Origin of the sequence: Bacillus bingmayongensis (assembly GCF_000299035.1) — a bacterium.
In the GTDB taxonomy this organism is placed as follows: Bacteria; Bacillota; Bacilli; order Bacillales; family Bacillaceae_G; genus Bacillus_A; species Bacillus_A bingmayongensis.
Genome location: NZ_JH921520.1, coordinates 225982 through 249234 on the forward strand (window position 1 = coordinate 225982; position 23253 = coordinate 249234).

The following is a 23253-nucleotide window of genomic DNA, read 5'->3' on the forward strand; positions in this document are numbered from 1 at the left end:
CATTTTTTTCTATAAAAACGTTCTCTGTACTTTTTCCCAGAATGAATTGTTTTTTAGTTTTACTGTTTTAATTTGCTTATCGCTTAAACGTACGACTGCTTTTTCAACTTGCTTAATGCTAAGTGCTTCGTTATCCATGCCGATAACAGGATAATCATTACCGTCTGGAGCAAGTTTTAATGTTAATGTACGTTCATGGTTTAAAATAAACGGTGATCCAAGTGTACGGTATGTGTTGTTATTTAAAGAAGCAAGTTCGCTTATTTGGAAGCATGGAATGAGTGGATCAACAACAGCCCCGTGCAATGACTTATTATAAGCTGTACTTCCTGTCGGTGTAGAAATAACTAAGCCGTCCCCTCTAAATGTTTCAAAATATAAATCATCAACGTGCACATCTACTACAAATGTTTTAATGATGCTAGAGCGTAAAGAAAACTCGTTTAAACAATGGAAAGATGTGTCATGATCAACATCTATTTGAATTGTTGGGTATTTTCGCACTTCAATTTCATTTTGAGTAATTTCTTGAAGGGCTGTATCGACATGGTCAATATGGAAATCACAGTAGAAAGAAATTTCATCTTTCGTAGAAACACCTGCATATAAGCAATCTTCTCTGAAACCTGTTTTACGAACGGCTTGTAAGAAGGTTCCATCATCTCCGACACTGACGATAGCGTTTGCATTTTTTGGATGATCTAATATGGTAAATCCATTTTCCTCTAAAATACGATATATTGGCTTCATTTTTTCGACAAGCGCTGCTTTGTCATCACCATAAAAGAAAAATAAATTGCGACGATCTGCCATTGTGTATCCCTCCATTGCAGTCAAATTTAGCGTTGTGCTCCATTAGAAAAAATTCTGATGGTATGCTCAAATAGTATATTTCGATATAAAATGTCAAAATCCCTCTTTATTTTTAGAAGAATTTTTATATTCAATTTTATTGCAACTTGTTTAATACTGTTTGAACCTGTCGATAATGGATGTGGAGTGAAAGGATGGTAGGAATGAATTGGCTTGTAATTGGAATTGGAATTCTTCTCTTGCTCGTTTTACTTATACTATTGTCGAAACTATCGCTTAAAGTGACGTTTTTATATTCAGAAATGGAGAAGCAATGTTTATTTCAAGTGAAAATATGGATGATTCACTATACGTTTGATATTTTAGAAAGAATAGAAAAAAAGCAAAAAAAGATTGGACAAAAAATTGAAAAAGCAGAAGAAGATGGTGGAATTGAGAATAAAATCATGGCGCAGCTTGATAGTATTGGGGAATTGATAAAAAAGCTACAAGAGATCCATACTATCATTAAAGATTTTCTTAAAAAAGTGAAAATCAATAGGTGGAAATGGCATTCACAAATTGGAACTGGGGATGCAGCTAGCACCGGAATTGTCACTGGATATGCATGGGGGACAAAAGGAATGGTCGCTGGGGTCTTAGGGCAATATACGCATGTGATTGATATACCCGAGTTCGAAATTACACCTGTGTTTCAAGGGAAAGGATTTGCATCGAAAGGCGAATTAACAGCATCCTTTCGGATATATCGTGCTGCAGTGGCAGGAGTAAAAATACTGTGGTTTATGAGAAAACAAAGATCTAGTGCAGCTGAAAAATCTGCACAAGCATAAGGGGGATAAAATGGATCATCCAATTCAAGGTTTAATGACAACTGCGATGCAGCATTTAAAACAAATGACTGATGTAAATACAATTATCGGTGATCCGATTAAAGCGGCGGATGGAAGCGTCATTTTAACGGTTTCTAAAGTGAGCTTTGGATTTGCTGCTGGCGGGAGCGAATTTGGAAGAATAGATAGCTCTGGCCGTCATCCATTTGGAGGAGGTAGTGGTGGTGGTGTTTCAATTAACCCGGTTGCTTTTCTCGTTATAAATGGAGAAGGAGTAAAAGTATTACATTTAGATAAACAGACACATGTGATGGATAAAATCATTGAGTTAGCACCACAAGCTGTCGACAAAGTGAAGGAAATGATGGAGAAGCGAAAAGGCGATGAACCAGAATTTGAAATCTAACAGCGAAAAGAAGCTAATCGATTGATTAGCTTCTTTATTTTTTTGTAAATAAAGCGATTTTATTTGCATTCTGAATAGGGACAAATTATCATTTACAGTGTACATATTTTGTTTAAATAAGGGAGGATTTTCAAGTGGCAAACGTAACTTTTAAAGGTAACCCAATTACTTTAGTTGGAACAGAAGTTAAAGTTGGCGATCAAGCGCCAAACTTCCAAGTGCTAGCAAACGACTTATCTCCAGTAAGTTTAGAAACATACAAAGGTGAAGTGAAATTAATTAGCGTTGTACCATCTATCGATACAGGTGTGTGTGATGCACAAACTCGTCGTTTTAACCAAGATGCTGCTGGTATTGAAAACGCAAAAGTATTAACAATCAGTGTTGATTTACCATTCGCTCAAAAACGCTGGTGTGCAGCAAACGGTTTAGAAAACGTAGCAACACTTTCTGACCACCGTGATCTTTCATTCGGTGAAGCTTACGGCGTAGTAATGAAAGAACTTCGTTTACTTGCTCGTGCAGTATTCGTAGTAGATAGCAATGACAAAGTAGTTTACGTAGAATACGTAAGCGAAGGTACAAGCCATCCAAACTATGAAGCAGCATTAGAAGCAGCAAAATTGGCGAAGTAATGCGAATGAAGACGGCCTCTTTATAGGAGGTCGTTTTTTCTCGTGTATTGTCGAACCGCCGATATATTGAAAAAATCGCTGATATATAGGAAGAAACGGTCGATATATTTGAAAAATTGCCGATATCATCTTCAATTTGAAAAGGGAGCTCTAAAAAAAGAGGTCGCTTTTTCTTTTGGCAAAAAATTAGATTACCCCACATTAACGGACAGTAAAGCTCCTACCTCAAGGTGCAGTAACACAAAGAGCTAGTTGGGAGATAAACTGCCCGTAAATGCCCGATTGGTGAGGGCTAATAATCAGTGGAGGATGAAGAAACCTCCCCACTGATTAAAGTTTCACTTTATGGTATGATATAAGTTATGTGTAATTGACTGAAGGAGGAATGTTTGTGAGTCAGACAGTAGAAACATTATTTTCTATTTTTGATTCTTCTACCGTAATTTTACGTAAAGAATTAGATGTAACATATTTAGAAGCGCTTGTGGAAACAGGAGATAACCTGTTTGAAGGAGCGATTCTGCAAGAGGAATTATCTGAATCAACAATTGAACGATTGAATCGTGAATATAGTAAATTTAATGAAGAAAAATATAAAAGCGAGGAAATTCGCAAAGCATTTCAGCTTGCCATTTTAAAGGGAATGAAAGAGGGCGTGCAAGCCAATCATGAAATGACGCCTGATGCAGTTGGAATGTTTATGAGCTACTTATTCCATAAATTTATGAAAAATCAAAAAGAAATCGTTGTTTTAGATCCTGCTATTGGGACAGGCAACTTAATGACGACAATCTTTAATGGTGCTCAAGAAGGGACAACGATAAATGGATTTGGTGTAGAAGTGGATGATTTACTTGTTAGACTTGCTTTAGTGAATGCAAATTTACAAAAGCAAGCAATCGAGTTCTTCAATCAAGATGGACTAGCACCGCTTTATATTGACCCAGTAGATGCAGTTGTTTGTGATTTACCAGTTGGGTTTTATCCAAACGAAATTGGTGCAAGTGAATATACTTTAAAAGCAGATGAAGGAATGTCCTATGCGCATCACTTATTTATTGAACAAAGTGTGAAGCATACAAAAGAAGGAGGATATTTATTCTTCTTAGTACCAAACTTGATCTTTGAAAGTGATCAAGCGCCAAAATTACATGCGTTTATTAAAGAAACAAGCTTTATTCAAGGACTATTACAGCTTCCTGTTTCCATGTTTAAAAACGAGAAAAATGCAAAAAGTATATTTGTTCTCCAAAAGAAAGGTCCAAATGTAACGATGCCAAAACAGGCGTTGTTAGTAGAGTTACCTAAGTTTTCCAATATGAAAGCGATGGAGAATATAATGGATCAATTGAATACTTGGTTTGCAACTCATAAGTCATAAAATATGTAACAGATGAACTGGTTGATATAATACAGTTTTTATATCATGTGTGTTTACTTTTAATATATACAAGATAAAACTGAATTTTTTTGAAATCTGTAATATATATTTTTTCTTGGTGTTACAATTTTTTCACTTGAAATATATGTCGGACGATGTTTAAATTAAACTCGTGAGTATAAAATTTACTAGGAATGAAACGTTTTCATTTTTGGTAAATTTAATCAGATAAAATCGAGCGGTTTGTGGGTTAATCCACACAACTACCAAGAGAAAAAGGGGCGAAAGACTAGATGTCAAAAATCATCGCGATTAATGCAGGAAGCTCTTCCTTAAAATTCCAATTGTTTGAAATGCCAAGTGAAACAGTATTAACAAAAGGTTTAGTAGAACGTATCGGTTTAGAAGATAGCATTTTCACAATTACTGTAAACGGTGAAAAACAAAAAGAAATTACAAATATTCCAGATCATGCAGTAGCAGTTAATATGCTTCTTAACAAATTAACTGAAAACGGAATCGTGAAATCTCTTGATGAGATTAGCGGTATCGGTCACCGCGTAGTACACGGCGGCGAAAAATTTGCTGATTCTGTTTTAATTACTGACCAAGTATTAGCAGATATCGAAGATTTAAGCGACTTAGCACCACTTCATAACCCAGCAAACGTTGTAGGTATTAAAGCGTTCCAAGAAGTGCTTCCAAACGTACCAGCAGTAGCAGTATTCGATACAGCATTCCATCAAACAATGCCAGAATCTGCTTTCTTATACAGCTTACCATATGAATACTATGAGAAATATGGCATCCGTAAATACGGTTTCCACGGAACTTCTCATAAATATGTAACTGAGCGTGCGGCTGAATTATTAGGTCGCCCACTTGAAAGCTTACGTTTACTTTCTTGCCACTTAGGTAACGGTGCAAGTATCGCTGCTGTAGAAGGCGGAAAATCTATCGATACTTCTATGGGCTTCACTCCACTTGCTGGTGTAACAATGGGTACACGTTCTGGTAACATTGACCCTGCGTTAATTCCATACATCATGGAAAAAACAGGCCAAAATGTAGAAGAAGTAGTTAACGTATTAAACAAGAAAAGTGGTATGTTAGGTCTTACTGGATACTCTAGTGACTTACGTGACATCATCGCGAAAGAAGAAGAAGGCGACGATCGTGCGAAAGTAGCATTAGACGTATTCGTAAGCCGTATCCATAAATATATCGGTTCTTATGCAGCTCGTATGAAAGGCGTTGACGCAATCATCTTTACAGCTGGTATCGGTGAAAACAGTGCAATCGTACGTGAGCGCGTATTAGAAGGTCTTGAATTTATGGGTGTATACTTTGATGCAAAACGCAACAACGTATTCGGTGAAGAAGCATTCATCAGCTTCCCTCACTCTCCAGTAAAAATTATCGTAATTCCAACTGACGAAGAAGTTATGATTGCTCGTGACGTATTACGTCTTGGAAATATTGGTTAATATATTTGAAAAAAGCGGAATCCTATTGGATTCCCAGGCTGTGGAGAAAGTTTGCTCCACAGCCTATTTTTGTGTCTGAACCCTTTTTTATCTGTCAACAATGATAAAAAGAGGAAAAGGAGCGATTTATTATGATGGGTGCATTGAAAAATCATCGCGATGAGCGTGTATCAGTTTCTGTTGAAGAGTTAGTTCCACAAGATCATTTTCTTCGTGCAATTGAAGCGACTATTAATTTTGATTTTATCGAGGAAAAGTTACGTCCTTATTATTGTGAAAACAATGGTCGCCCTTCTATTCATCCTATCGTCTTATTCAAAATGATGTTTATTGGCTATTTTTATGGTATTCGATCTGAACGTCAATTAGAAAAAGAGATTAAAACTAATATTGCGTATCGTTGGTTTTTAGGGTTTTCTTTATCGGATTCAGTACCAGACCACTCCACAATCAGTTGGAACCGTCGTACTCGTTTTATTCATACAAATATTTTTGAAGAAATCTTTAATGAAATTGTACGTCAAGCGATGGAACATCGTATGGTGGGTGGGCGCGCATTGATGACAGATTCAACTCATGTGAAAGCAAACGCAAATAAAAATAAATTTGTACACAAAGTAAAAAAAGAGCGCCCTAAATTATATATGGAAGAATTAGAAGCGGCAGTTATAAAAGATAGGGAAAAACACGGAAAAAAGAATTAAAACCAAGAAAGGAACGTGATACCCCAATCAAAAAAACACGTGTAAGTACAACAGATCCAGATAGTGGCTTTTTAATGCGAGATGGAAAACCGAACGGTTTTCATTTCTTAGATCATCGTACAACGGATGCGAAATATAATGTGATTACAGATACATTTATTACGGCTGGAAATGTAGCGGATTCCGAGCCGTATTTAGAGCGACTTCAAGCACAAGTTGATAAGTTTGGATTTCAAATAGAAGCAGTGGCACTTGATGCTGGCTACTTTACAGGTTATATCTGCAAAAAATTATCGGAACAGAATATATTTATGGTGATGGGGTATCGCCGGTTTGGAAAAAGAAATAAAGACGTACCAAAAAGCCAATTTAAATACGAAAAAGAAACAGATGTATTTGCCTGTCCAATGGGATGTATTTTAGAATATGCGACAACCGATCGAGAAGGATATCGCCAATATAAGTCTAATCCAACAGATTGCGCAGTTTGTCCGTTGCGTAACAAATGTTTCTCAGAGAAACAAAAACAGAAGGTCATTACACATCACATTTGGGAAGAGTATAAAGATATTGCACGAAAAAACAAATTAACAAGTACAGGTAAAAAACTATATAAGGTACGCTGTTCTACTATTGAACGAAGCTTCGCGGATGCCAAAGAGCTACATGGCTATCGATACGCTCGGTTCCGGGGGCTGAAGTCTGTCCAAATGCAGGCTTATCTCACCGCAGCTTGCCAAAACATGAAAAAAATAGCCCTTCACCTGACCAAAAAGGGTCAGGTGAAGGGCTATTTTTCTAGCTTCTATCACTTTTTATTGTTTTCATTCACTAAAATATTAAAAAAATTCCAGAGTGTCGGAAACCCTAAAGGGTTTCCCAACACTCTGGGAATCCTATTGGATTCCGTTTTTTATTTTTGCTCTAAGCAACTCCGCTAGTCCATTTGGATATAATACTTTTTCTTGATTCAGAAATGCTGTAATCGGAATCCACGTTGCATATGCATTTGGTTCTTCATCTATAATAGGAATTGTTTCGATTTCATAAAGCGATGTATCTACAAAACGAAGAGAATACAATTGAATGATCTCATGGCCGATTTCTTCGTTTACGTAAAAGATATTTTCAAGACATCCTAAGTAATCTGTAACCTCTACTTGTGCGCTAATTTCTTCTCTGAATTCACGAATAACTGTGTCGTTTGATTTTTCTCCAAGTTCAATAGAACCGCCCAGTGGTCTATAATATATGTCGTTTTCTATGTTGTATTCTTGAACAAGAATTCGTTCGTAATGAATGATAATTCCGAATGCCTTTGCACGTGGATACACAAACATATCTCCCGTATATTGGATAAATATATGTTTAGCATAGCAGGTTTATAAAGAAAAAGAGGAAATATGTTACAATAGAAAAAAATTGAGCGAGGTGGTTGTTACGATGGAATCAAAGCGAGAACAAGCCATTTTACAAGAGGTTAAAAATTGGGAAGGGCAATTGTTAGAACAGGAGTCTACCGATTTTCAAAAGGTGTTTGATAAGTGGTTGCATGCCTCAGTTGCGAAGGTTCCTGAGAAAAAGCGAAAAGAGTTTTTTGCGAAAGCAGACGGATGGTTATTCCATCTTCATGCATTGATTCAAAGCTCACAATCACAGCTTGATGCACGAAATCGTATTTTAGGAACGGCGCGGTTGTTTGATGAATCGATTGAACAACTGGAAGAATTGAAAGGATTGTCCATCGATCAATTAACATACATAGCAGAGCAGCAGACGGCGCGTCATCGTTTATATTCTTTCGTGCAAGGAGGAGCAACCGGAGTAGGTGGTTTGTTATTATTAACAGCTGACTTTCCTGTCATGATTGCATTAAATGTAAAGGCTGTTCAGCTTATTGCAACATCGTTTGGTCATGATGTGAACAAGCCCTATGAAATGATGCTTGCTTTAAAAGTGTTCCATGCGGCCCTGCTGCCAGCAAGACTCCAGCAATATGCTTGGTATAACTTGCTTCAGGAGCTAGAACAAGAAGATTCGTTCTTTTACGAAGGGGAAGAAGAAGTATTAAAACCAGCTTCTACAGAAGTTGTGTTAAAACAAATTTTGAAGACTTTTTCCATCTATGCGCTTCGTCGTAAACTATTCCAAGGTATTCCTGTGTTAGGGATTGCGATTGGCTCTACGGTGAATTATCGTCTAACGCGGAATGTAACGGAATTTGCAAACCGGTTCTACCAAGTGCGTTACATATTAGAAAAGGAAAAAAGAGCATGAAAAAAAGCGAGAGGCCGAAGCCTTTCGCTTTTTAGTTTGTTGCATGTTTTTTTGACATTGGAATAGATACTGCTTTCTTTTCCGTTTTTGGATAATAAATTAAATCCAATGTTTTTGCCTGAACGGCAATGGAAAGAATAGTAAAAGCAATTTCTGTCCATGTTAAATAATATAATGAAAGCGCAAGAACAATCGCGTCAAAAACGAAGAAAATTTGCCCAATTGTAAATCGAGTTTTTTTGCTTAGTACAATTGTTAAAATATCGTCTCCACCGGTTGCACCGCCAAATCGCAATATAAAACCGAGTCCAATACCAGCTAGCGCGCCGCCCACTACTGCGGCTATCCATAAATGATTTGATAAATCTACCGTAAATGGAGAATAATTTTCCATTAAAGAATAAAACACTCCGAATGAAATCGAACCCATAAATGAATAACCAACCATCTTTTTACCTAAAAATGTAGCGCATAGTAAAATGACCGGGATATCCATTAATACAGTTGAAATTGACGGTGAAATATCAAAAAAGTTTTGTATAAATAGCGCGATTCCTACAAAGCCACCTTCTGTTAAGTGATTTTGAAAATGAATGTGGTATAGCGCTGCAGATAAAATAAATGAACCGATTAAAACCATAAAAATTTCTTTAATAATTTGTCGACTTTGGATGTTCCTCATCGTTATTCCTTCTTTCCGTAGTTAGTAGTTTTTTTCATCTTGTAAACTAACTACGAGCCTTATAGCTTTCAGTTAGTTTACATCAAACTAACTACGCTATATGTCGCTGAAGAAATAACGAATAATCCTCTCGTCCATCAATTCTCCCTACCTTCGTTTTAGTTTAAGTCTAAAAACGACTAAACAAAACTTTGAGTAGGATTTGTTATTTAGCAATCCTGCTCTCTTCTTTGTTTTGTTTAGTGAGTAACAATAAAGGCTTAAACAAAACGCTATGTGTAAGAAGAGTCTTTTCGTTGCCAAATTATCCTTCGGGCAATCATAGTTTCCCCACTCTCGTATTTTTTTCGCTAGACTAAAGGATCTAAGCTGGAAAAATACGCTACGTGTAAGATTCATCAATTCGATGCCACATGCTCCTTCGAGCGATCATGATATCTAAATCCTTTCTGTAAAAGATTTTATATTATTATATCATACTTTCAAAAAATGTATGTGGATGGAAACCGACAATAGACGAAGAAAAACCTACATAATTTGCAGTTTTATAGCGATTGAATATTCATTCTTATATATTTTTGTAGAATAGTCTTGTTTATTCGGGATTCATAAAGTGAAACTTTAATCAGTGGGGGTTTTCTTCATCCCCCACTGATTATTAGTTGAACCAATCGGGCTTTTACAGGCAGTTTATCTCCCACCTAACTTCTTTGCTTCCGCCGAATTTTGAGGTGGGAGTATTACTGCCTGTTAATGCGGGATAAACGATAAGTAGGTAGTAATCATGATAATGATGACAAGTTGTGTATAGGGAATAAAGAGGGGAGAATCATGGGAAGGCAAAATTATTCATTTTGCTGATTTGTATTGTCTTTATCTGCTTTTTCTTTAAAGAAAGCCTCCCAACTAATTACACTAAGAAAAGTTAGAACGATAATGACAAAAGCTTTCACGAATTGTATGCTCCTTTCAAAATCTCTTTTATTTATTATATGGGATAAAGAAAAATATTTATAAGTGATTTTGGAAAAAGATGGTATTTCCCCGTGTCTTTTTAATCTAATATACAACTGTAAAGATATATCTACATGAAAAGAGGAAATATGTAGTGAATAAGTTAATGTTAAAATAAAAAAAGAGACAAAATGAATTTCACTTTATCTCTTTTCTTTGTTTACCTGATAAATAGATAGCTAGATTCATTAAATTATTAGTTTTTAATATATATCTAATTTGGACTAGTTTTCCTATTCCATCTGTGCATCATAATACAATAAAAAACTTTTGATTACGAGAAGTTTTTTATTTAAGAGGGGGAGGTTTTATACTGTTATTTGCGGACAGTAAGACCACCAGCTTAAAATGCAGTGAAAGTAAAGAAGTAGACTTATATGAAAAAGGATAGAATCACTATAAAAAAGCATCTATTTGTAGATGCTTTTTTATTTGGCTTATTATTGATGTGCCTTCCCTTCAGACACGTTTTGAGTAAGGCGATACCAAAGCCATAAATCATTAATGATGGAGGCAAGATCTGCAATTTCAGAATTGAGTTTACAGGAAATTTCAAAGTTTTCCTCGTTATTTAAACGATGTTGTTTTTGATTAATATGATATTCAAGTTCTTTTATACGATCAGGTATTTTTCCGCGAATTTGTTCCCACTTTAATAAAATAGCATGCTGCACTTTTTCAGGGATATCTTCCCATTCTTCTTGTAGCTCAGGCACTTCTATTCCTAGGTGTTCATCGTATATAAAATATTGTTCCATATAGACACCCCCCATTTTCTGCTTCCATTGTACCGAAAAAAAGAAAGAAGTTCGACGAAATTGTTTGAAAAATTTTTACTAATATCTCTTGATTCATTTTGTAAAAGGTGTTAAAGTTTGAATTAATATAAATGATAATGAATATTTATTCTTTAGGAGGATGTAAAATGGAGAAGAAAAAAGTTGTGTTAGCATATTCTGGAGGTCTTGATACTTCCGTTGCAATTAAATGGTTACAAGAGAAAAATTATGATGTTATTGCACTTTGTTTAGATTTAGGGGAAGGTAAAGATTTAGCGTTTGTAAAAGAGAAGGCAATTTCAGTAGGTGCTGTTAAATCTTACATGATCGATGTTCAAGAAGAATTTGCGAATGAATATGCATTGATGGCATTGCAAGGTCATACGTTATACGAAGGGAAATACCCACTTGTTTCCGCATTGTCGCGTCCGTTAATTGCGAAAAAACTAGTAGAAATCGCAGAGCAGGAAGGAGCAAGTGCTGTTGCACATGGGTGTACAGGAAAAGGGAACGACCAAGTTCGTTTTGAAGTTTCTATTCAAGCATTAAATCCGTATTTAGAAGTCATTGCGCCAGTACGTGAATGGAAATGGTCACGTGAAGAAGAGATTGCGTATGCAAAAGAAAATGATGTACCGATTCCAATTAATTTAGATAGCCCGTTTTCCATTGACCAAAATTTATGGGGACGCAGCAATGAATGTGGGATTTTAGAAGATCCATGGGCAGCACCCCCAGAAGATGCATATGAAATGACATTAGCACTAGAAGATACACCGAATAAACCAGAGTTTGTGGAAATTGGGTTTGAAGCAGGTGTACCAACAACATTAAATGGCACTTCTTATTCGCTTTCTGAACTAATCAAAACGTTAAACAATCTTGCTGGAAAACATGGTGTTGGACGTATTGATCATGTGGAAAACCGCCTTGTTGGGATTAAATCACGTGAAGTGTATGAGTGTCCAGCGGCAATGACGTTACTTACAGCGCATAAAGAGTTAGAAGATTTAACACTTGTAAAAGAAGTAGCTCATTTTAAACCGATGATTGAACAAAAATTAACCGAACTTATTTATAACGGTTTATGGTTCTCACCTTTAAAACAAGCACTTGCTGCCTTTTTACAAGAAACACAAAAATCAGTAACAGGTACAGTGCGTGTGAAATTGTTTAAGGGTCATGCAATTGTAGAAGGACGTAAATCAGAATACTCTCTATACGATGAAAAATTAGCAACATATACAGTGGATGATGAATTTAACCATGATGCAGCAGTTGGCTTTATTTCTTTATTTGGTCTTCCAACAAAAGTATACAGCCAAGTGAACCAGAAGAAGGTGGAAGCGTGAGCAAACTTTGGGGAGGTCGCTTTACAGCTGAAGCAGAAGCATGGGTCGAGGAGTTTGGAGCTTCCATCTCCTTTGACCAGCAATTAGTGGTAGAAGATATCGAAGGAAGTATCGCTCACGTCACGATGCTTGCGAAGCAGGGGATTGTGACAAAAGAAGAAGCAGAGAAAATTAAAGAGGGTTTACAACACTTACTAGAAAAAGCGCAAGAAAACGAATTAACTTTTTCAGTAGATGCTGAGGATATTCATTTAAATATTGAAAAGATGTTAATTGAGCAAATTGGTGATGTTGGCGGGAAACTTCATACAGGAAGAAGCCGTAATGATCAAGTCGCGACAGATATGCATTTATATTTACGTAATAAAGTGAAAGATATTATAAAGGCAACGAAACAACTGCAATCGGTTCTTGTGCATCAAGCAGAGAAAAACATTGAAACGATTATGCCAGGATATACACATTTGCAGCGTGCACAGCCAATCTCGTTCGCTCATCATGTACTTGCATATTTTTGGATGTTAGAGCGCGATGTAAATCGTTATGAAGATTCACTTGGACGCATTAATATTTCTCCGCTTGGCGCAGGTGCTCTTGCAGGGACGACATTTCCGATTGATCGTGCGTATAGCGCAGAGCTTCTCGGTTTTGAAGGAATCTATGAAAATAGCTTAGATGCGGTAAGTGACCGTGATTTCATATTAGAGTTTCTTAGCAATTCATCTATATTAATGATGCATTTATCACGTTTTTGTGAAGAGCTCATTTTATGGAGCAGTCAGGAGTTTCAATTTATTGAAATGAGTGATCAGTTCGCAACAGGAAGCAGCATTATGCCGCAAAAGAAAAATCCTGATATGGCCGAGCTCATCCGTGGTAAAACAGGAAGAGTATACGGCAACCTATTTAGTTTATTAACGGTAATGAAAGGTTTACCGCTTGCTTATAACAAAGATTTGCAAGAGGACAAAGAAGGAATGTTTGATACAGTTAAAACAGTAGAAGGCTGCCTGCGCATTATGGCTGGCATGCTAGAAACCATGACTGTAAACAAAGAAAAGATGGGGCAAGCCGTAACACAAGACTTCTCCAATGCAACAGAAATTGCGGATTACTTAGCAAGCAAAGGACTTCCATTCCGTCAGGCACACGAAATTGTCGGAAAGCTCGTTCTTCACTGCACACAAAAAGGAATCTATTTATTAGATGTACCGCTAGAAACATATCGAGAAATGAGTCCATTATTTGAAGAGGACTTATATGAAGTTCTTTCACCTTATGCAGCAGTGAAACGTCGTAATAGTGCAGGTGGAACAGGGTTCGAACAAATTCAAAAAGCTTTGGAGAAAGCGAAGGTGTTAGTGGGAGAGACCGTAAATTTATAAGGGTGAGAGGATACTAAGTTCCATACAGGAGCAGAGTATCCTCTTTTTATTTTTTAGAAAACGTGTTCACATAAAGTTAGCTTGTCAATCTGAAAATACTATGGCAGTATATAAGGAACATCCCTATTTTTCGTGAATTTCAAGTTCGTAATTGCTATGTTTACGAGGCTATAAGAAAGGGAATTGAAAGTAATTTTTATAATGGAGGAAATAAAAAATATGCAAAAATTACCAAATTGCCTGAAATGTAATTCAGAATATACTTATGAAGATGGAAGTCTTTTTGTTTGTCCAGAGTGTGCTCATGAGTGGGCTTTAGAGTCAGAAACTGAAAATAGTGAAGATAAAAAAGTTGTTAAAGATGCAAATGGAAATATCTTAAACGATGGTGATGCTGTAACAGTAATTAAAGACCTTAAAGTAAAAGGAACTTCATCAGTTATAAAAATAGGTACAAAAGTAAAGAGTATCCGTTTAGTTGATGGAGATCATGATATCGATTGCAAAATTGACGGTTTTGGAGCTATGAAATTAAAATCTGAATTTGTTAAAAAGGCATAAGGATAATCGTATATAAGTAATTGGAAAGACGTTCAGTAAGGTGATTTTGTCACGTGATGAACGTCTTTTTATGCGATAGAGAGCATCCGGCCATGCATAGAAGCGGTCAGCCCCTTTTCCTGCCTCATGCCAAGTAAAAATAAAGAGAGGAAACGAGTGCGGGTCCCCTTTTGATCTCATAGCAGCGACTTATATGTTGGGAAAGTCAAAATGAATATAGATAATAATATAGTGTTATGTTTTTCTTATTCATATTTATGTCTGTTTTCTGTAATGCGGATATACTCAATATCCATTAAGTCACGGAGGAGTGCACCATGGCTCAGGTCAACACCATGTTTTTCTTTAAAATGAGAACAAATCGTATCGAGCATTTCAAGTTCTTCGTTATTTACATCTAAAATAATTCGTTCGTGATCTCCCAAGCAGTATCCCTCGTTTCATTTTTTTCTTAGCGTAACCGAACAGACATATTCTATCCTTCGATTTCTAAATTATGTATGTTAGTATGGTGATAAGTAAGGGAAAGGAATGGATTATAAGGAGTATCTATAGGAAAATAAAAAACACCAAGTCTACATAAGACTTGGTGTTTCGTTATTTATTAAATGTCACCTTGTTCTTCTTCACCACGAACAACAAGGACATCGCATTTCGCATAGCGAATAATATGTTCAGAGACGCTACCGATTAAGAAGCGTTCTACAGCGTTTAAACCAGTTGCACCACACATAATTAAGTCTACTTTATGTTTTGGAGCAATTTCTTTTGAAATTTTAGATTTTGGATTACCGAATTCTAATACAAGTTCTACTTTTTCAAGACCAGCTTCAGTTGCAGTCTTTTTGTAGTCTTCTAATAGATCTTCTGCAAAGAGATTTGCACGCTCAGCAATTGCTCGGCTATATGCTTCTACAGCAGAGTATGCTTTTACATCAACAATATGAGCAATTGTTAATGTTGCGTTGTTGCGTTTTGCGACTTGAATTGCTTTTTTAAAGGCTTTTTCTGCTTCTTTGGAACCGTCCACTGCAATTAAAATATTTGTATATGTATTATTCATAGTAGATTCCTCCCAATTCGTTTTTATAACCTTTTACAACTTAATTATAAAGCAAAATATGGTAACGTACTTGCCAGAAACGTTACAGAATTTCGAAAACTCTGTTTCAATTCTTTTTAGTTGTAATTGGAGGGAGAACTTGTTACATATGAAGTATAGCAATTTAAAAGGAGGCATGTTTGTGAGACACGCGCTCATTACAGCCGGTACGAAAGGTTTAGGAAAGCAAGTAACAGAAAAATTATTAGCTAAAGGATATTCAGTAACCGTAACATATCACAGCGATGTAAGAGCCGCCCAAGTAATCCGGGAAAAGTATAAACATATAGAAGAACGCCTGCAGTTTGTGCAAGCAGACGTCACGAAAAAAGAAGATTTACATAAAATGGTAGAAGAAGCAATGGACCGCTTTGGCAAAATCGATTTTTTAATTAATAATGCAGGTCCTTACGTATTTGAACGTAAAAATTTAATTGATTACGAAGAAGATGAATGGGATGAAATGATACAAGGAAATCTAACAGCAGTGTTTCGTTTATTAAAACTTGTCGTTCCGATTATGAGAAAACAACATTTTGGCCGAATTATTAACTACGGATTTCAAGGAGCAGATAGTGCTCCTGGTTGGATGTATCGTTCCGCATTCGCAGCTGCAAAGGTAGGGCTTGTTTCATTAACAAAGACAATTGCTTATGAAGAAGCAGAACATGGCATTACATCAAATATGGTTTGTCCAGGAGATATTGTTGGTGAAATGAAAGAGGCGACGATTCAGGAAGCGCGTACGATGAAAGACAGTAGGACGCCAATTGGTAGACCTGGGACAGGTGAAGATATTGCTCGCACAATTGCATTTCTATGCGAGGAAGATTCCGATATGATTACGGGTACCATTATAGAAGTAACAGGTGCAGTTGACGTAATTCATAGATATCGACAAAAATAGATAAAATCTATCGGAAAACTCGTATTATTTTTTGTCAAATATTGAGATATTATGTTAAAATATAAGAGTGTAGAAAGCGCTTTAAAAAATGATTCAGGGGTCATTTCATAACTCAAGGGGGAATTAATAATGCGTATCGGTATTCCAACAGAAATTAAAAACAATGAAAACCGTGTGGCAATGACGCCAGCTGGTGCTGTACATTTAGTACACAATGGTCATGAAGTTTTTGTTCAAAAAGGTGCAGGTTTAGGGTCTGGCTTTACAGATGAAGAATACGTACAAGCTGGAGCAAAACTTGTTGAAACTGCTGAAGAAGCATGGAATCAAGATATGGTTATGAAGGTAAAAGAGCCAATTGAAAGCGAATATGGTTATTTCCACGAAGGTTTAATTTTATTCACATACTTACATTTAGCTCCAGAACCAGAATTAACAAAAGCTTTAATTGATAACAAAGTGGTATCAATTGCATATGAAACAGTACAATTAGACAATCGCTCTTTACCACTACTTGCACCTATGAGTGAAGTAGCGGGTCGTATGTCAGCACAAATTGGTGCACAATTCCTTGAAAAAACAAAAGGCGGCAAAGGTATTTTACTTGCAGGCGTTCCAGGGGTAAAACGCGGTAAAGTAACAATTATCGGTGGTGGCCAAGCTGGTACAAATGCAGCGAAAATTGCAGTAGGTTTAGGTGCTGATGTAACAATTATTGACTTAAGTGCAGAACGTCTTCGTCAATTAGATGATATTTTCGGTAACCAAGTGAAAACTTTAATGTCCAATCCATACAACATTGCACAAGCTGTAAAGGAATCCGATCTTGTAATCGGCGCCGTTTTAATTCCAGGTGCAAAAGCGCCAAAACTTGTAACAGAAGAAATGATTAAATCAATGGAACCAGGTTCTGTTGTAGTAGATATCGCGATTGACCAAGGTGGTATTTTCGAAACAACTGACCGCATTACAACTCATGATAACCCAACTTATGAAAAACATGGCGTTGTTCATTATGCAGTTGCAAACATGCCTGGTGCCGTTCCGCGTACATCAACTCTTGCATTAACAAACGTAACAGTACCATATGCAGTACAAATTGCAAACAAAGGCTACAAACAAGCTTGCCTAGGCAACTCTGCATTATTAAAAGGTATTAACACATTAGGCGGCTATGTAACATTCGAAGCAGTTGCAGAAGCACATGGTTTACAATATGCCGATGCGAAAGAGCTTCTTGAAAAAGCTCCTGCTTTATCATAATAGAAATAATTTTGAGACCCTGCCTGTATAAGGAGGGTCTTTTTGTATTTGACTGTGGAACATAAATAGGATGCTTTCTATCAATCAGGATTTGCTTTTTGTTCTAATTTTGCTGAAGAGTTGTTTTCTTTTTGTCACTTATTAATCTAGCTTCTTTACAATGTTTAAGCCGAAAAACATTGTAAAGAATAGAACTCCAAACACGTAATATAGAACATAATCGACCGAGATCGTCTGTTGTTTGCCTATATACAAAATAAGGAGAATCACAAAAGCGATAAAATGAGAAAGCCCAAAGACTTGAGCCATAAATTTTAATGTCATCTTTTCAATTCTTTCGTCCATCGTAGGTAATGGATACTGTTCGGGTTCTTTTTTCTTTTTCTTAAAGCTTTTAAATATTGCTATTAAGAATGAGAAACCTATAAAACCTCCACAAAATATAAGGACACTGTGAAGACCTTCTTTATAATTGTTGAAATTCCATCCTCCATTGGTATCAAAAAAAATTAATGTAGCTCCTACTACTAAAATGACAATATATGATAAAATATTTTTCCCGAAAAACTCTTTCATGATTACTCTTCCCCAGTTTTATCTAATTGAAATAAATCTTCTACTTTACAATCAAAAAACTCACATAATTTTAAGGCTAATTCTAAGCTGAGGTTGTATTTGTTCTTCTCAATGGCGATGAGGGATTGCCTGGTGATGTTAACAGCGGAAGCAAGTTGCTCTTGGGTGATGTCTCTAACAACGCGGAATTGTTTTACTTTATTTGTAACCCAATCCACTATATCTCCTTTGTATAAATTTATTACATTTACAATAACCAATTTTAGGTAATTTATAAATATAACTTTACGAAAAGTATATAAAACATTACAAAATGTAAAGGAAACACTACTATTGCATTGGCAATCAGTCTTTTATAATTAACCTATCATTTAGCTAACATTTTGGTTTTTGCTTAGCTTTGAGGTGGGATAAATGAGATACTCTTTAGTTTTACTCACAATAGGAGGGGTTAGAGAGTATCTTTTTATTTTGAAAATATCGAAATTGGAATTTTCTTCTTGTTAATGAGATCCCTCTTGTGATAGTTTGTAATTGTATCCGTAAGGAAAATAAAAGAGGGGATGTCATGGGGAGAAAAAGTAGTAAGAAAAAACAAATAAGAAGACAGAAATATATAAAGAAAAAGCAGGAACAGAATATACCATTTCAAAAGAAGTTGGCTCTTCGTATAGAGAAAATAGCTCGATATATTATTATGATTTTATATGTGATTTTATCTATATATCTATTAGGTATATTTTATCAGTTAGAAATAACCCCTGAATTTTTGGAAGACATCTTACAAGGTATCGCTTTTTTGATACCAATTGGTATGTTTTTTGTGTTATTTGATAAAGTATGGCCAAGCCGTGAAAGTAAAAAAGATAAGAAAAAAAGAAGAAACGGAAACGTTCTTCCTATTCCTCTAACTCATCAAGTGGATTTGTGAACTATAGCGATAATGATTGTAGTAGTGCAAGCGATAGTGGAGGTGGAGATTGCGGAGGCGGCGGAGATTAAAACTGAAAGTAATTTACTTTGAAATATTTTAGTATTTAGAATGGTTTGGGTAACTTTGAAAGAGGTTGCTAATGAAAAATAGTTTGTAAGAAATGAAAGTATGAGAATGGAATCGTAAATTGTAGAAAGGGTACGTAGCGACGAATCTAGCAAATGAACCAGAAGAAACAGGAAAAAGATATTGATTTTGGAACGATAGGCTTTTGGGGAAAGTAGTTAATAACTAGGAGATGAGAAGAACGATGGAGAAAGTGAATCTTTTAGAACTTACCAAAGATATTACAGAGCAGCACAAAAATTTTGTTGTCTCAAATATTAATAATCATTGTTTACGAATTGCTGTGTTTACGGGGGAATATGATTGGCACTTTCACTCGAATTCAGATGAGCTATTTATTGTGTTAGAGGGAGAGCTACTAATTGATTTTCAAGATAAGGATACCGTTATACTAAAACCGAACGATTCTATTTTAATTCCAGCAGGTACCGTTCACCGCACAAGGGCACTTAATCGCACTGTTAATCTTTGCTTCGAAAACTTAGATGCGGATACGGTTATTGTGGAGAATGTATGAGAAAGTTAGCTTTAACAGAATATCATAAGGTTCTTTCGGTTTTAGAAGAGAATAAACAGACAGCTACTTTTGCTTATGCAGTATGCACTCGAATAATAGATGGTGAAATTTTTGTAAATGAGAGATTAACAGCAGGATTGATTATGACTGCTAATGGTATTTACTATCTGTTTGGGGATACATATGATCAGGAATTTCAATGTACTTTGATTTCTTACATTGAAAATAATGTTTTAACAACAGAGAAACGATTCACATTATTTGTGTCTAGCATAGATTGGGAGACTATTATTGAAAATCATTTCAATGATTCTTTTCGGAAAATTCCTCGAAAAAAATTTCTATTTCAGAGGGATATCTTTGAAGATAGAAAAAGAGAATTAGATGGTTCTACATACAAGGTTATGCGGATTGATAGAAACATAATCGGAAAAAGTACTGAATTTACGGAGCAATATTTTAAAGAGTATTGGGGATTTACAGAAGCGTTTTTGAACCATGGTTTTGGATTTTGTATTCTGCAAGATCAAAAGGTAGTTGCTGAATGTGTTTCAATTTTTAGAGGTAATAGTTTTGCTGAAATTGATATTGCAACTCACCCAGACCATCAAGGAAAGGGACTAGCAAGATTAGTCGCAATTTATTTTATAGAGCATTGCATACAAAATGTAATCACGCCGTGCTGGGATTGTAATATAGATAACATTTCTTCACAAAAGTTAGCTAATAAACTAGGTTTTGATCATCCGGTGGAATACGTTTTATATGTACGTAAGAAGGTAGAGGGATAAACGATGAACGTCGAATTAACAAGATTCAAAGTGAAGCCAGGAAAAAGTCAACGCGTTGATGAATGGATGAAGCTTTTAAATGATCATATGAAAGAAGTACTTTTGACATTAAACGACGAGAAAATGTATGTCGAGACAATTTTCCGGGAAATAAGAGATGGAGAAGAATATTTGTATTGGTATTCTGTCCAAGGAGAAGGTGGGATAGCTGTCGAAGCTTCTCACCATGAAATTGATAAAAAACATCTAGAATTTTGGTATGAATGTATTGATGAGGAAGCACCTGCTATCGATATGAAAATGGAAGTCGTTATGATTCAAGATGTTGTCAAAGAGGCCATGAAATAATAGAATAGTATTCTTTGTATGTAATGGAAGAAGCGCATCAAAATAGGTGCGCTTTTTTATTTGTAGGATTTTTTTGTAATTACTGTATACATTTCAAGCTCTCAAACGTTGAGTGTGTAGAAGGGAGAGCAAAATGAGCTATGATACGTTTGAATCATTATTAATAGAAAAATCCAAAGCTAAGAGTGGTGCGGTATTAAATGCTGTAATGGTTATAAATGTATTTGGTTTTGAAGGGAGTTATGCAAAAGCTCAAGAAAGTATTAAAAATGATTTAATGAGGAATTCAACAGAGTTTCTGGATAAAATGAAGTATTTAGCAGAGAATAGTGAGGGGATACCAAACGATTATTTTAATCAATATTATAAAGAAATTAAAAATACACCACCAAAAGACCTACCAATCTACGGCGTAGTCGTTACAGGGAAGACAGAAAAATTACAACAGTTACAAGGAGCTTCTTATATAAAAGCAACTGTAAGAGGTGTAACAGTTGAGAAACAATAGTTAATACAGATTAATTCGAATAGTTAGAAAATTTATGTTATAATATGGGAAAAGGGGGCTTATATGAAGCAAATACATGGAGCAATCTACATCTATATAACACTGTTTTTCGTTGGAGCGTCTTATTATTTAGAGCATTCATACTCGCACCCAATTTTAACTTTTTTTAGCGGGACTTGTATGGCTATCTCGATTTTTGTACACCTTTTCTCGGTTTGGATTGTGAATTTTCAAGTGAATATTAGTGAGATGAAAGAAGGCACTTTTTGAGCGGCCTTCTTTTTAATTGTATTGACGAAAATTTTTTAATAAGTTTTCAATCTCGACTTCTGTTTCTTTGTATATGGAAATGGTCCGTAATCGGAAGAATAAGCTTCGCAAGAACGATTTTATATTTCTGTATAAAGTTTCATAAGGGACGATAGATAATTCAGCTTTTTGAACTTGTATTTGATTTACTAAAGAATGAAGCGTCGTAATAAATAACTTTTCATCTAAACCGTTTTTCAGCATGGCGATGATAGGAGAGACAATTCTTTCATCATCTTCATATTTGTAATAGGTTGTATGTATACCTACTTTCTCTAATAGAGTTTGTAGTATTTCTGGGTAATATGAGGTTTCAAGCTTTGGATTTTTAACAAGTTCATCGAATGTATCTGAGACATGAGCGATACTATGAGCCCAACCTCGATCATTAACATAACCACGGAGATCATGTTCTTGCTTCATATATAAGATTAATTTGTCTTTCGCTTCTACTATGTTAGATTCTGTTAAGAAGTTATGTTTTGTATCAGCATTTAGAATTAAAGCGATTAATAGTGTTGTAAATGAACGAGTGAATACGGCGTCCTTATCGTCAATATTTATTTTATAAAATAAATATTGCTCGCTTATACTTTGTGACAATAATTGTTGTAATTGCGTGTTTGTAATATGATCATTTGTAATGAGATGGAAAAAGGTCGTGTAGATTAATGTATCCCGTAAGTAGCCATCTGGGGTGCCGATATGCTGAAGCATTTTTGAAACTAATTTATCAATATCTATCGTGGAATCTATGGCGTAATGATTAGCTTTTATTTCTTCTAATTGTTTTTGAAGTTGTTGCATGCAATCTCTCCTTTTTTTTGTTTAGAAAATTCTGTATTTAAATGTTATGATAGAAACGGAGAATACACAAGAAATAAATACCTTTTTCCAATAAACAAAACATTTATTCTGCTATTCGTGGGCAGTAAGACCCCCACCTCAAAGTTCAGCGAAAGCGAAGAAGTTAGGCGGGGGATCAACTGCCCGTAAAAGCCCGATTCGTTCAACTAATAATCAGTGGGGGATGAAGAAAACCCCCACTGATTAAAGTTTCACTTTATTGAGGAGTTCAAAAAAACGATTAAAGAGGAACGGAAATTTTAGGAATGGGATTGATTTGCGAAGTTTCTATAATGGGGGCGTGGGATGAAGAGAAACACATTGATGTTGTGTATATATGTTTTACTTGTCGTTTCTTTCGTAGTGTTAACAGCGTGTACAAGTAATGAGCAAATTGAAAATGAACCAGCGAATGTACATCAACAAATAGAAAAAGGTGCTATGGAAGGATACGTTATGGTGAAAAATAAGACTGTATATTTCATCATGAATAAAAAATTCGAAACGATAGAAGAATTACAGAGTTATATAGATCAACACCTACATATGGACATCCCAGCAGATACGATTCTAAATTTTAACGATAAAATTGCATATGGAAAGTTAAAATCAGGATATAAAATAAAAGTATGGTCTTCTCAGATACTTGAAAGTTATCCGGCAAAAATGATTGTTAATAAGTTTGAGATAGTAGAGAAAAATGAGATTTAAAAAAGG

The 23253-nt window shown here is 35.5% G+C and carries 25 protein-coding genes and 3 pseudogenes; 19 read left to right on the forward strand and 9 right to left on the reverse strand.

The window, feature by feature from the left end:
• Window positions 1–9: 9 nt before the first annotated feature.
• Window positions 10–813 (reverse strand): NAD kinase, encoded by an 804-nt coding sequence (locus Y7E_RS0124670; protein WP_017153885.1) that lies wholly within the window; start codon window positions 811–813, stop codon window positions 10–12.
• A gap of 194 nt (window positions 814–1007) precedes the next feature.
• On the opposite strand from Y7E_RS0124670, the gene Y7E_RS0124675 reads away from it, so the two are divergent.
• From Y7E_RS0124675 to Y7E_RS32220, 6 genes and pseudogenes are all read left to right on the forward strand, one after another.
• A complete protein-coding gene (locus tag Y7E_RS0124675) occupies window positions 1008–1646 on the forward strand; it encodes a DUF2953 domain-containing protein (protein WP_017153886.1) in 639 nt (212 codons plus the stop codon).
• Between the two features lie 10 nt (window positions 1647–1656).
• The gene (ytfJ, locus tag Y7E_RS0124680) at window positions 1657–2052 is read left to right on the forward strand and encodes a GerW family sporulation protein (RefSeq protein WP_017153887.1); all 396 of its coding nucleotides are present in this window, start codon (window positions 1657–1659) and stop codon (window positions 2050–2052) included.
• Window positions 2053–2186: 134 nt separating this feature from the next.
• Window positions 2187–2687 (forward strand): thiol peroxidase, encoded by a 501-nt coding sequence (gene tpx, locus Y7E_RS0124685; protein WP_017153888.1) that lies wholly within the window; start codon window positions 2187–2189, stop codon window positions 2685–2687.
• Between the two features lie 391 nt (window positions 2688–3078).
• Entirely contained in the window at window positions 3079–4068 is a 990-nt protein-coding gene (locus tag Y7E_RS0124690; protein ID WP_017153889.1) for a class I SAM-dependent methyltransferase, read from the forward strand.
• A gap of 293 nt (window positions 4069–4361) precedes the next feature.
• Window positions 4362–5555, forward strand: a complete 1194-nt coding sequence (ackA, locus tag Y7E_RS0124695) for an acetate kinase (protein WP_017153890.1) — start codon at window positions 4362–4364, stop codon at window positions 5553–5555.
• A 131-nt stretch (window positions 5556–5686) separates the two neighbouring features.
• Window positions 5687–7056: pseudogene (locus Y7E_RS32220) on the forward strand (IS1182 family transposase); the annotation flags it as partial.
• 99 nt (window positions 7057–7155) lie between these two features.
• Here Y7E_RS32220 and Y7E_RS0124710 read toward each other — a convergent pair.
• The gene (locus tag Y7E_RS0124710; RefSeq protein WP_017153892.1) at window positions 7156–7593 is read right to left on the reverse strand and encodes an NUDIX hydrolase; all 438 of its coding nucleotides are present in this window, start codon (window positions 7591–7593) and stop codon (window positions 7156–7158) included.
• Between the two features lie 109 nt (window positions 7594–7702).
• Between Y7E_RS0124710 and Y7E_RS0124715 the strand changes: the two genes are divergently transcribed.
• Window positions 7703–8536, forward strand: coding sequence for an EcsC family protein (locus Y7E_RS0124715; RefSeq protein ID WP_017153893.1), 834 nt, complete (start codon window positions 7703–7705; stop codon window positions 8534–8536).
• 31 nt (window positions 8537–8567) lie between these two features.
• Here the strand turns inward: Y7E_RS0124715 and Y7E_RS0124720 are convergent, their stop codons facing one another.
• Both Y7E_RS0124720 and Y7E_RS0124730 read right to left on the reverse strand, forming a co-directional pair.
• Window positions 8568–9218 carry a YitT family protein gene (locus tag Y7E_RS0124720; RefSeq protein WP_017153894.1) on the reverse strand — a complete coding sequence of 217 codons (651 nt, stop codon included), beginning with the start codon at window positions 9216–9218 and terminating at the stop codon, window positions 8568–8570.
• Between the two features lie 1454 nt (window positions 9219–10672).
• The gene (locus Y7E_RS0124730) at window positions 10673–10990 is read right to left on the reverse strand and encodes a radical SAM protein (protein WP_017153896.1); all 318 of its coding nucleotides are present in this window, start codon (window positions 10988–10990) and stop codon (window positions 10673–10675) included.
• A 167-nt stretch (window positions 10991–11157) separates the two neighbouring features.
• Here Y7E_RS0124730 and Y7E_RS0124735 point away from each other — a divergent pair, with 167 nt between their 5' ends.
• The 3 genes from Y7E_RS0124735 to Y7E_RS0124745 all read left to right on the forward strand — a co-directional run bounded on the left by Y7E_RS0124735 (window position 11158) and on the right by Y7E_RS0124745 (window position 14309).
• Window positions 11158–12363 carry an argininosuccinate synthase gene (locus Y7E_RS0124735; protein WP_017153897.1) on the forward strand — a complete coding sequence of 402 codons (1206 nt, stop codon included), beginning with the start codon at window positions 11158–11160 and terminating at the stop codon, window positions 12361–12363.
• Window positions 12360–13748: an argininosuccinate lyase gene (argH, locus tag Y7E_RS0124740; RefSeq protein ID WP_017153898.1), complete on the forward strand. Its 1389-nt coding sequence runs from the start codon at window positions 12360–12362 to the stop codon at window positions 13746–13748. Before Y7E_RS0124735 ends, argH begins: the two co-directional genes overlap by 4 nt.
• A gap of 219 nt (window positions 13749–13967) precedes the next feature.
• Window positions 13968–14309, forward strand: coding sequence for a zinc ribbon domain-containing protein YjdM (locus Y7E_RS0124745; protein ID WP_017153899.1), 342 nt, complete (start codon window positions 13968–13970; stop codon window positions 14307–14309).
• A gap of 245 nt (window positions 14310–14554) precedes the next feature.
• On the opposite strand, the gene Y7E_RS0124750 is transcribed toward Y7E_RS0124745, so the two are convergent.
• Window positions 14555–14734, reverse strand: a complete 180-nt coding sequence (locus tag Y7E_RS0124750; protein ID WP_017153900.1) for a hypothetical protein — start codon at window positions 14732–14734, stop codon at window positions 14555–14557.
• A gap of 179 nt (window positions 14735–14913) precedes the next feature.
• Window positions 14914–15372: a universal stress protein gene (locus Y7E_RS0124755; RefSeq protein WP_017153901.1), complete on the reverse strand. Its 459-nt coding sequence runs from the start codon at window positions 15370–15372 to the stop codon at window positions 14914–14916.
• Window positions 15373–15520: 148 nt separating this feature from the next.
• On the opposite strand from Y7E_RS0124755, the gene Y7E_RS0124760 reads away from it, so the two are divergent.
• Together Y7E_RS0124760 and ald are read left to right on the forward strand one after the other, a co-directional pair.
• Window positions 15521–16318 carry an SDR family oxidoreductase gene (locus Y7E_RS0124760; protein ID WP_081584774.1) on the forward strand — a complete coding sequence of 266 codons (798 nt, stop codon included), beginning with the start codon at window positions 15521–15523 and terminating at the stop codon, window positions 16316–16318.
• A 129-nt stretch (window positions 16319–16447) separates the two neighbouring features.
• On the forward strand, window positions 16448–17581 hold the full coding sequence (ald, locus tag Y7E_RS0124765; RefSeq protein ID WP_017153903.1) for an alanine dehydrogenase: 1134 nt from the start codon (window positions 16448–16450) through the stop codon (window positions 17579–17581).
• 141 nt (window positions 17582–17722) lie between these two features.
• Here the strand turns inward: ald and Y7E_RS0124770 are convergent, their stop codons facing one another.
• Window positions 17723–18157, reverse strand: a complete 435-nt coding sequence (locus Y7E_RS0124770) for a hypothetical protein (protein ID WP_017153904.1) — start codon at window positions 18155–18157, stop codon at window positions 17723–17725.
• A 2-nt stretch (window positions 18158–18159) separates the two neighbouring features.
• On the reverse strand, window positions 18160–18417 hold the full coding sequence (locus Y7E_RS0124775) for a helix-turn-helix transcriptional regulator (protein WP_034279066.1): 258 nt from the start codon (window positions 18415–18417) through the stop codon (window positions 18160–18162).
• Between the two features lie 308 nt (window positions 18418–18725).
• Between Y7E_RS0124775 and Y7E_RS30365 the strand changes: the two are divergent.
• The 6 genes and pseudogenes from Y7E_RS30365 to Y7E_RS0124805 all read left to right on the forward strand — a co-directional run bounded on the left by Y7E_RS30365 (window position 18726) and on the right by Y7E_RS0124805 (window position 21651).
• Window positions 18726–19159, forward strand: a pseudogene (locus Y7E_RS30365) (hypothetical protein).
• Between the two features lie 242 nt (window positions 19160–19401).
• Window positions 19402–19734 carry a cupin domain-containing protein gene (locus Y7E_RS0124785; protein ID WP_017153906.1) on the forward strand — a complete coding sequence of 111 codons (333 nt, stop codon included), beginning with the start codon at window positions 19402–19404 and terminating at the stop codon, window positions 19732–19734.
• Window positions 19731–20525 carry a GNAT family N-acetyltransferase gene (locus Y7E_RS0124790; protein ID WP_017153907.1) on the forward strand — a complete coding sequence of 265 codons (795 nt, stop codon included), beginning with the start codon at window positions 19731–19733 and terminating at the stop codon, window positions 20523–20525. Before Y7E_RS0124785 ends, Y7E_RS0124790 begins: the two co-directional genes overlap by 4 nt.
• A gap of 3 nt (window positions 20526–20528) precedes the next feature.
• On the forward strand, window positions 20529–20873 hold the full coding sequence (locus Y7E_RS0124795; protein ID WP_017153908.1) for a DUF6176 family protein: 345 nt from the start codon (window positions 20529–20531) through the stop codon (window positions 20871–20873).
• A gap of 181 nt (window positions 20874–21054) precedes the next feature.
• Window positions 21055–21381: pseudogene (locus Y7E_RS0124800) on the forward strand (anti sigma factor C-terminal domain-containing protein); the annotation flags it as partial.
• Between the two features lie 63 nt (window positions 21382–21444).
• On the forward strand, window positions 21445–21651 hold the full coding sequence (locus tag Y7E_RS0124805) for a hypothetical protein (RefSeq protein ID WP_017153910.1): 207 nt from the start codon (window positions 21445–21447) through the stop codon (window positions 21649–21651).
• A gap of 12 nt (window positions 21652–21663) precedes the next feature.
• Here the strand turns inward: Y7E_RS0124805 and Y7E_RS0124810 are convergent, their stop codons facing one another.
• Complete coding sequence (locus Y7E_RS0124810; RefSeq protein WP_017153911.1) at window positions 21664–22497, reverse strand: DUF2785 domain-containing protein; 834 nt, start codon at window positions 22495–22497, stop codon at window positions 21664–21666.
• Between the two features lie 345 nt (window positions 22498–22842).
• On the opposite strand from Y7E_RS0124810, the gene Y7E_RS0124815 reads away from it, so the two are divergent.
• The gene (locus Y7E_RS0124815) at window positions 22843–23247 is read left to right on the forward strand and encodes a DUF3221 domain-containing protein (protein WP_017153912.1); all 405 of its coding nucleotides are present in this window, start codon (window positions 22843–22845) and stop codon (window positions 23245–23247) included.
• Window positions 23248–23253: the final 6 nt, after the last annotated feature.

Coding starts and splice junctions, on each gene's coding strand:
- Y7E_RS0124745 (WP_017153899.1), top strand. CDS start 13,968: ATGCAAAAATTACCAAATTGCCTGAAATGTAATTCAGAATATACTTAT.
- Y7E_RS0124770 (WP_017153904.1), bottom strand. CDS start 18,157: ATGAAAGAGTTTTTCGGGAAAAATATTTTATCATATATTGTCATTTTA.
- Y7E_RS0124790 (WP_017153907.1), top strand. CDS start 19,731: ATGAGAAAGTTAGCTTTAACAGAATATCATAAGGTTCTTTCGGTTTTA.
- Y7E_RS0124755 (WP_017153901.1), bottom strand. CDS start 15,372: ATGAATAATACATATACAAATATTTTAATTGCAGTGGACGGTTCCAAA.
- Y7E_RS0124760 (WP_081584774.1), top strand. CDS start 15,521: ATGAAGTATAGCAATTTAAAAGGAGGCATGTTTGTGAGACACGCGCTC.
- Y7E_RS0124785 (WP_017153906.1), top strand. CDS start 19,402: ATGGAGAAAGTGAATCTTTTAGAACTTACCAAAGATATTACAGAGCAG.
- Y7E_RS0124810 (WP_017153911.1), bottom strand. CDS start 22,497: ATGCAACAACTTCAAAAACAATTAGAAGAAATAAAAGCTAATCATTAC.
- Y7E_RS0124670 (WP_017153885.1), bottom strand. CDS start 813: ATGGCAGATCGTCGCAATTTATTTTTCTTTTATGGTGATGACAAAGCA.
- ackA (WP_017153890.1), top strand. CDS start 4,362: ATGTCAAAAATCATCGCGATTAATGCAGGAAGCTCTTCCTTAAAATTC.
- Y7E_RS0124815 (WP_017153912.1), top strand. CDS start 22,843: ATGAAGAGAAACACATTGATGTTGTGTATATATGTTTTACTTGTCGTT.
- ald (WP_017153903.1), top strand. CDS start 16,448: ATGCGTATCGGTATTCCAACAGAAATTAAAAACAATGAAAACCGTGTG.
- Y7E_RS0124720 (WP_017153894.1), bottom strand. CDS start 9,218: ATGAGGAACATCCAAAGTCGACAAATTATTAAAGAAATTTTTATGGTT.
- Y7E_RS0124735 (WP_017153897.1), top strand. CDS start 11,158: ATGGAGAAGAAAAAAGTTGTGTTAGCATATTCTGGAGGTCTTGATACT.
- ytfJ (WP_017153887.1), top strand. CDS start 1,657: ATGGATCATCCAATTCAAGGTTTAATGACAACTGCGATGCAGCATTTA.
- Y7E_RS0124795 (WP_017153908.1), top strand. CDS start 20,529: ATGAACGTCGAATTAACAAGATTCAAAGTGAAGCCAGGAAAAAGTCAA.
- Y7E_RS0124805 (WP_017153910.1), top strand. CDS start 21,445: ATGAAGCAAATACATGGAGCAATCTACATCTATATAACACTGTTTTTC.
- Y7E_RS0124715 (WP_017153893.1), top strand. CDS start 7,703: ATGGAATCAAAGCGAGAACAAGCCATTTTACAAGAGGTTAAAAATTGG.
- Y7E_RS0124675 (WP_017153886.1), top strand. CDS start 1,008: ATGGTAGGAATGAATTGGCTTGTAATTGGAATTGGAATTCTTCTCTTG.
- Y7E_RS0124730 (WP_017153896.1), bottom strand. CDS start 10,990: ATGGAACAATATTTTATATACGATGAACACCTAGGAATAGAAGTGCCT.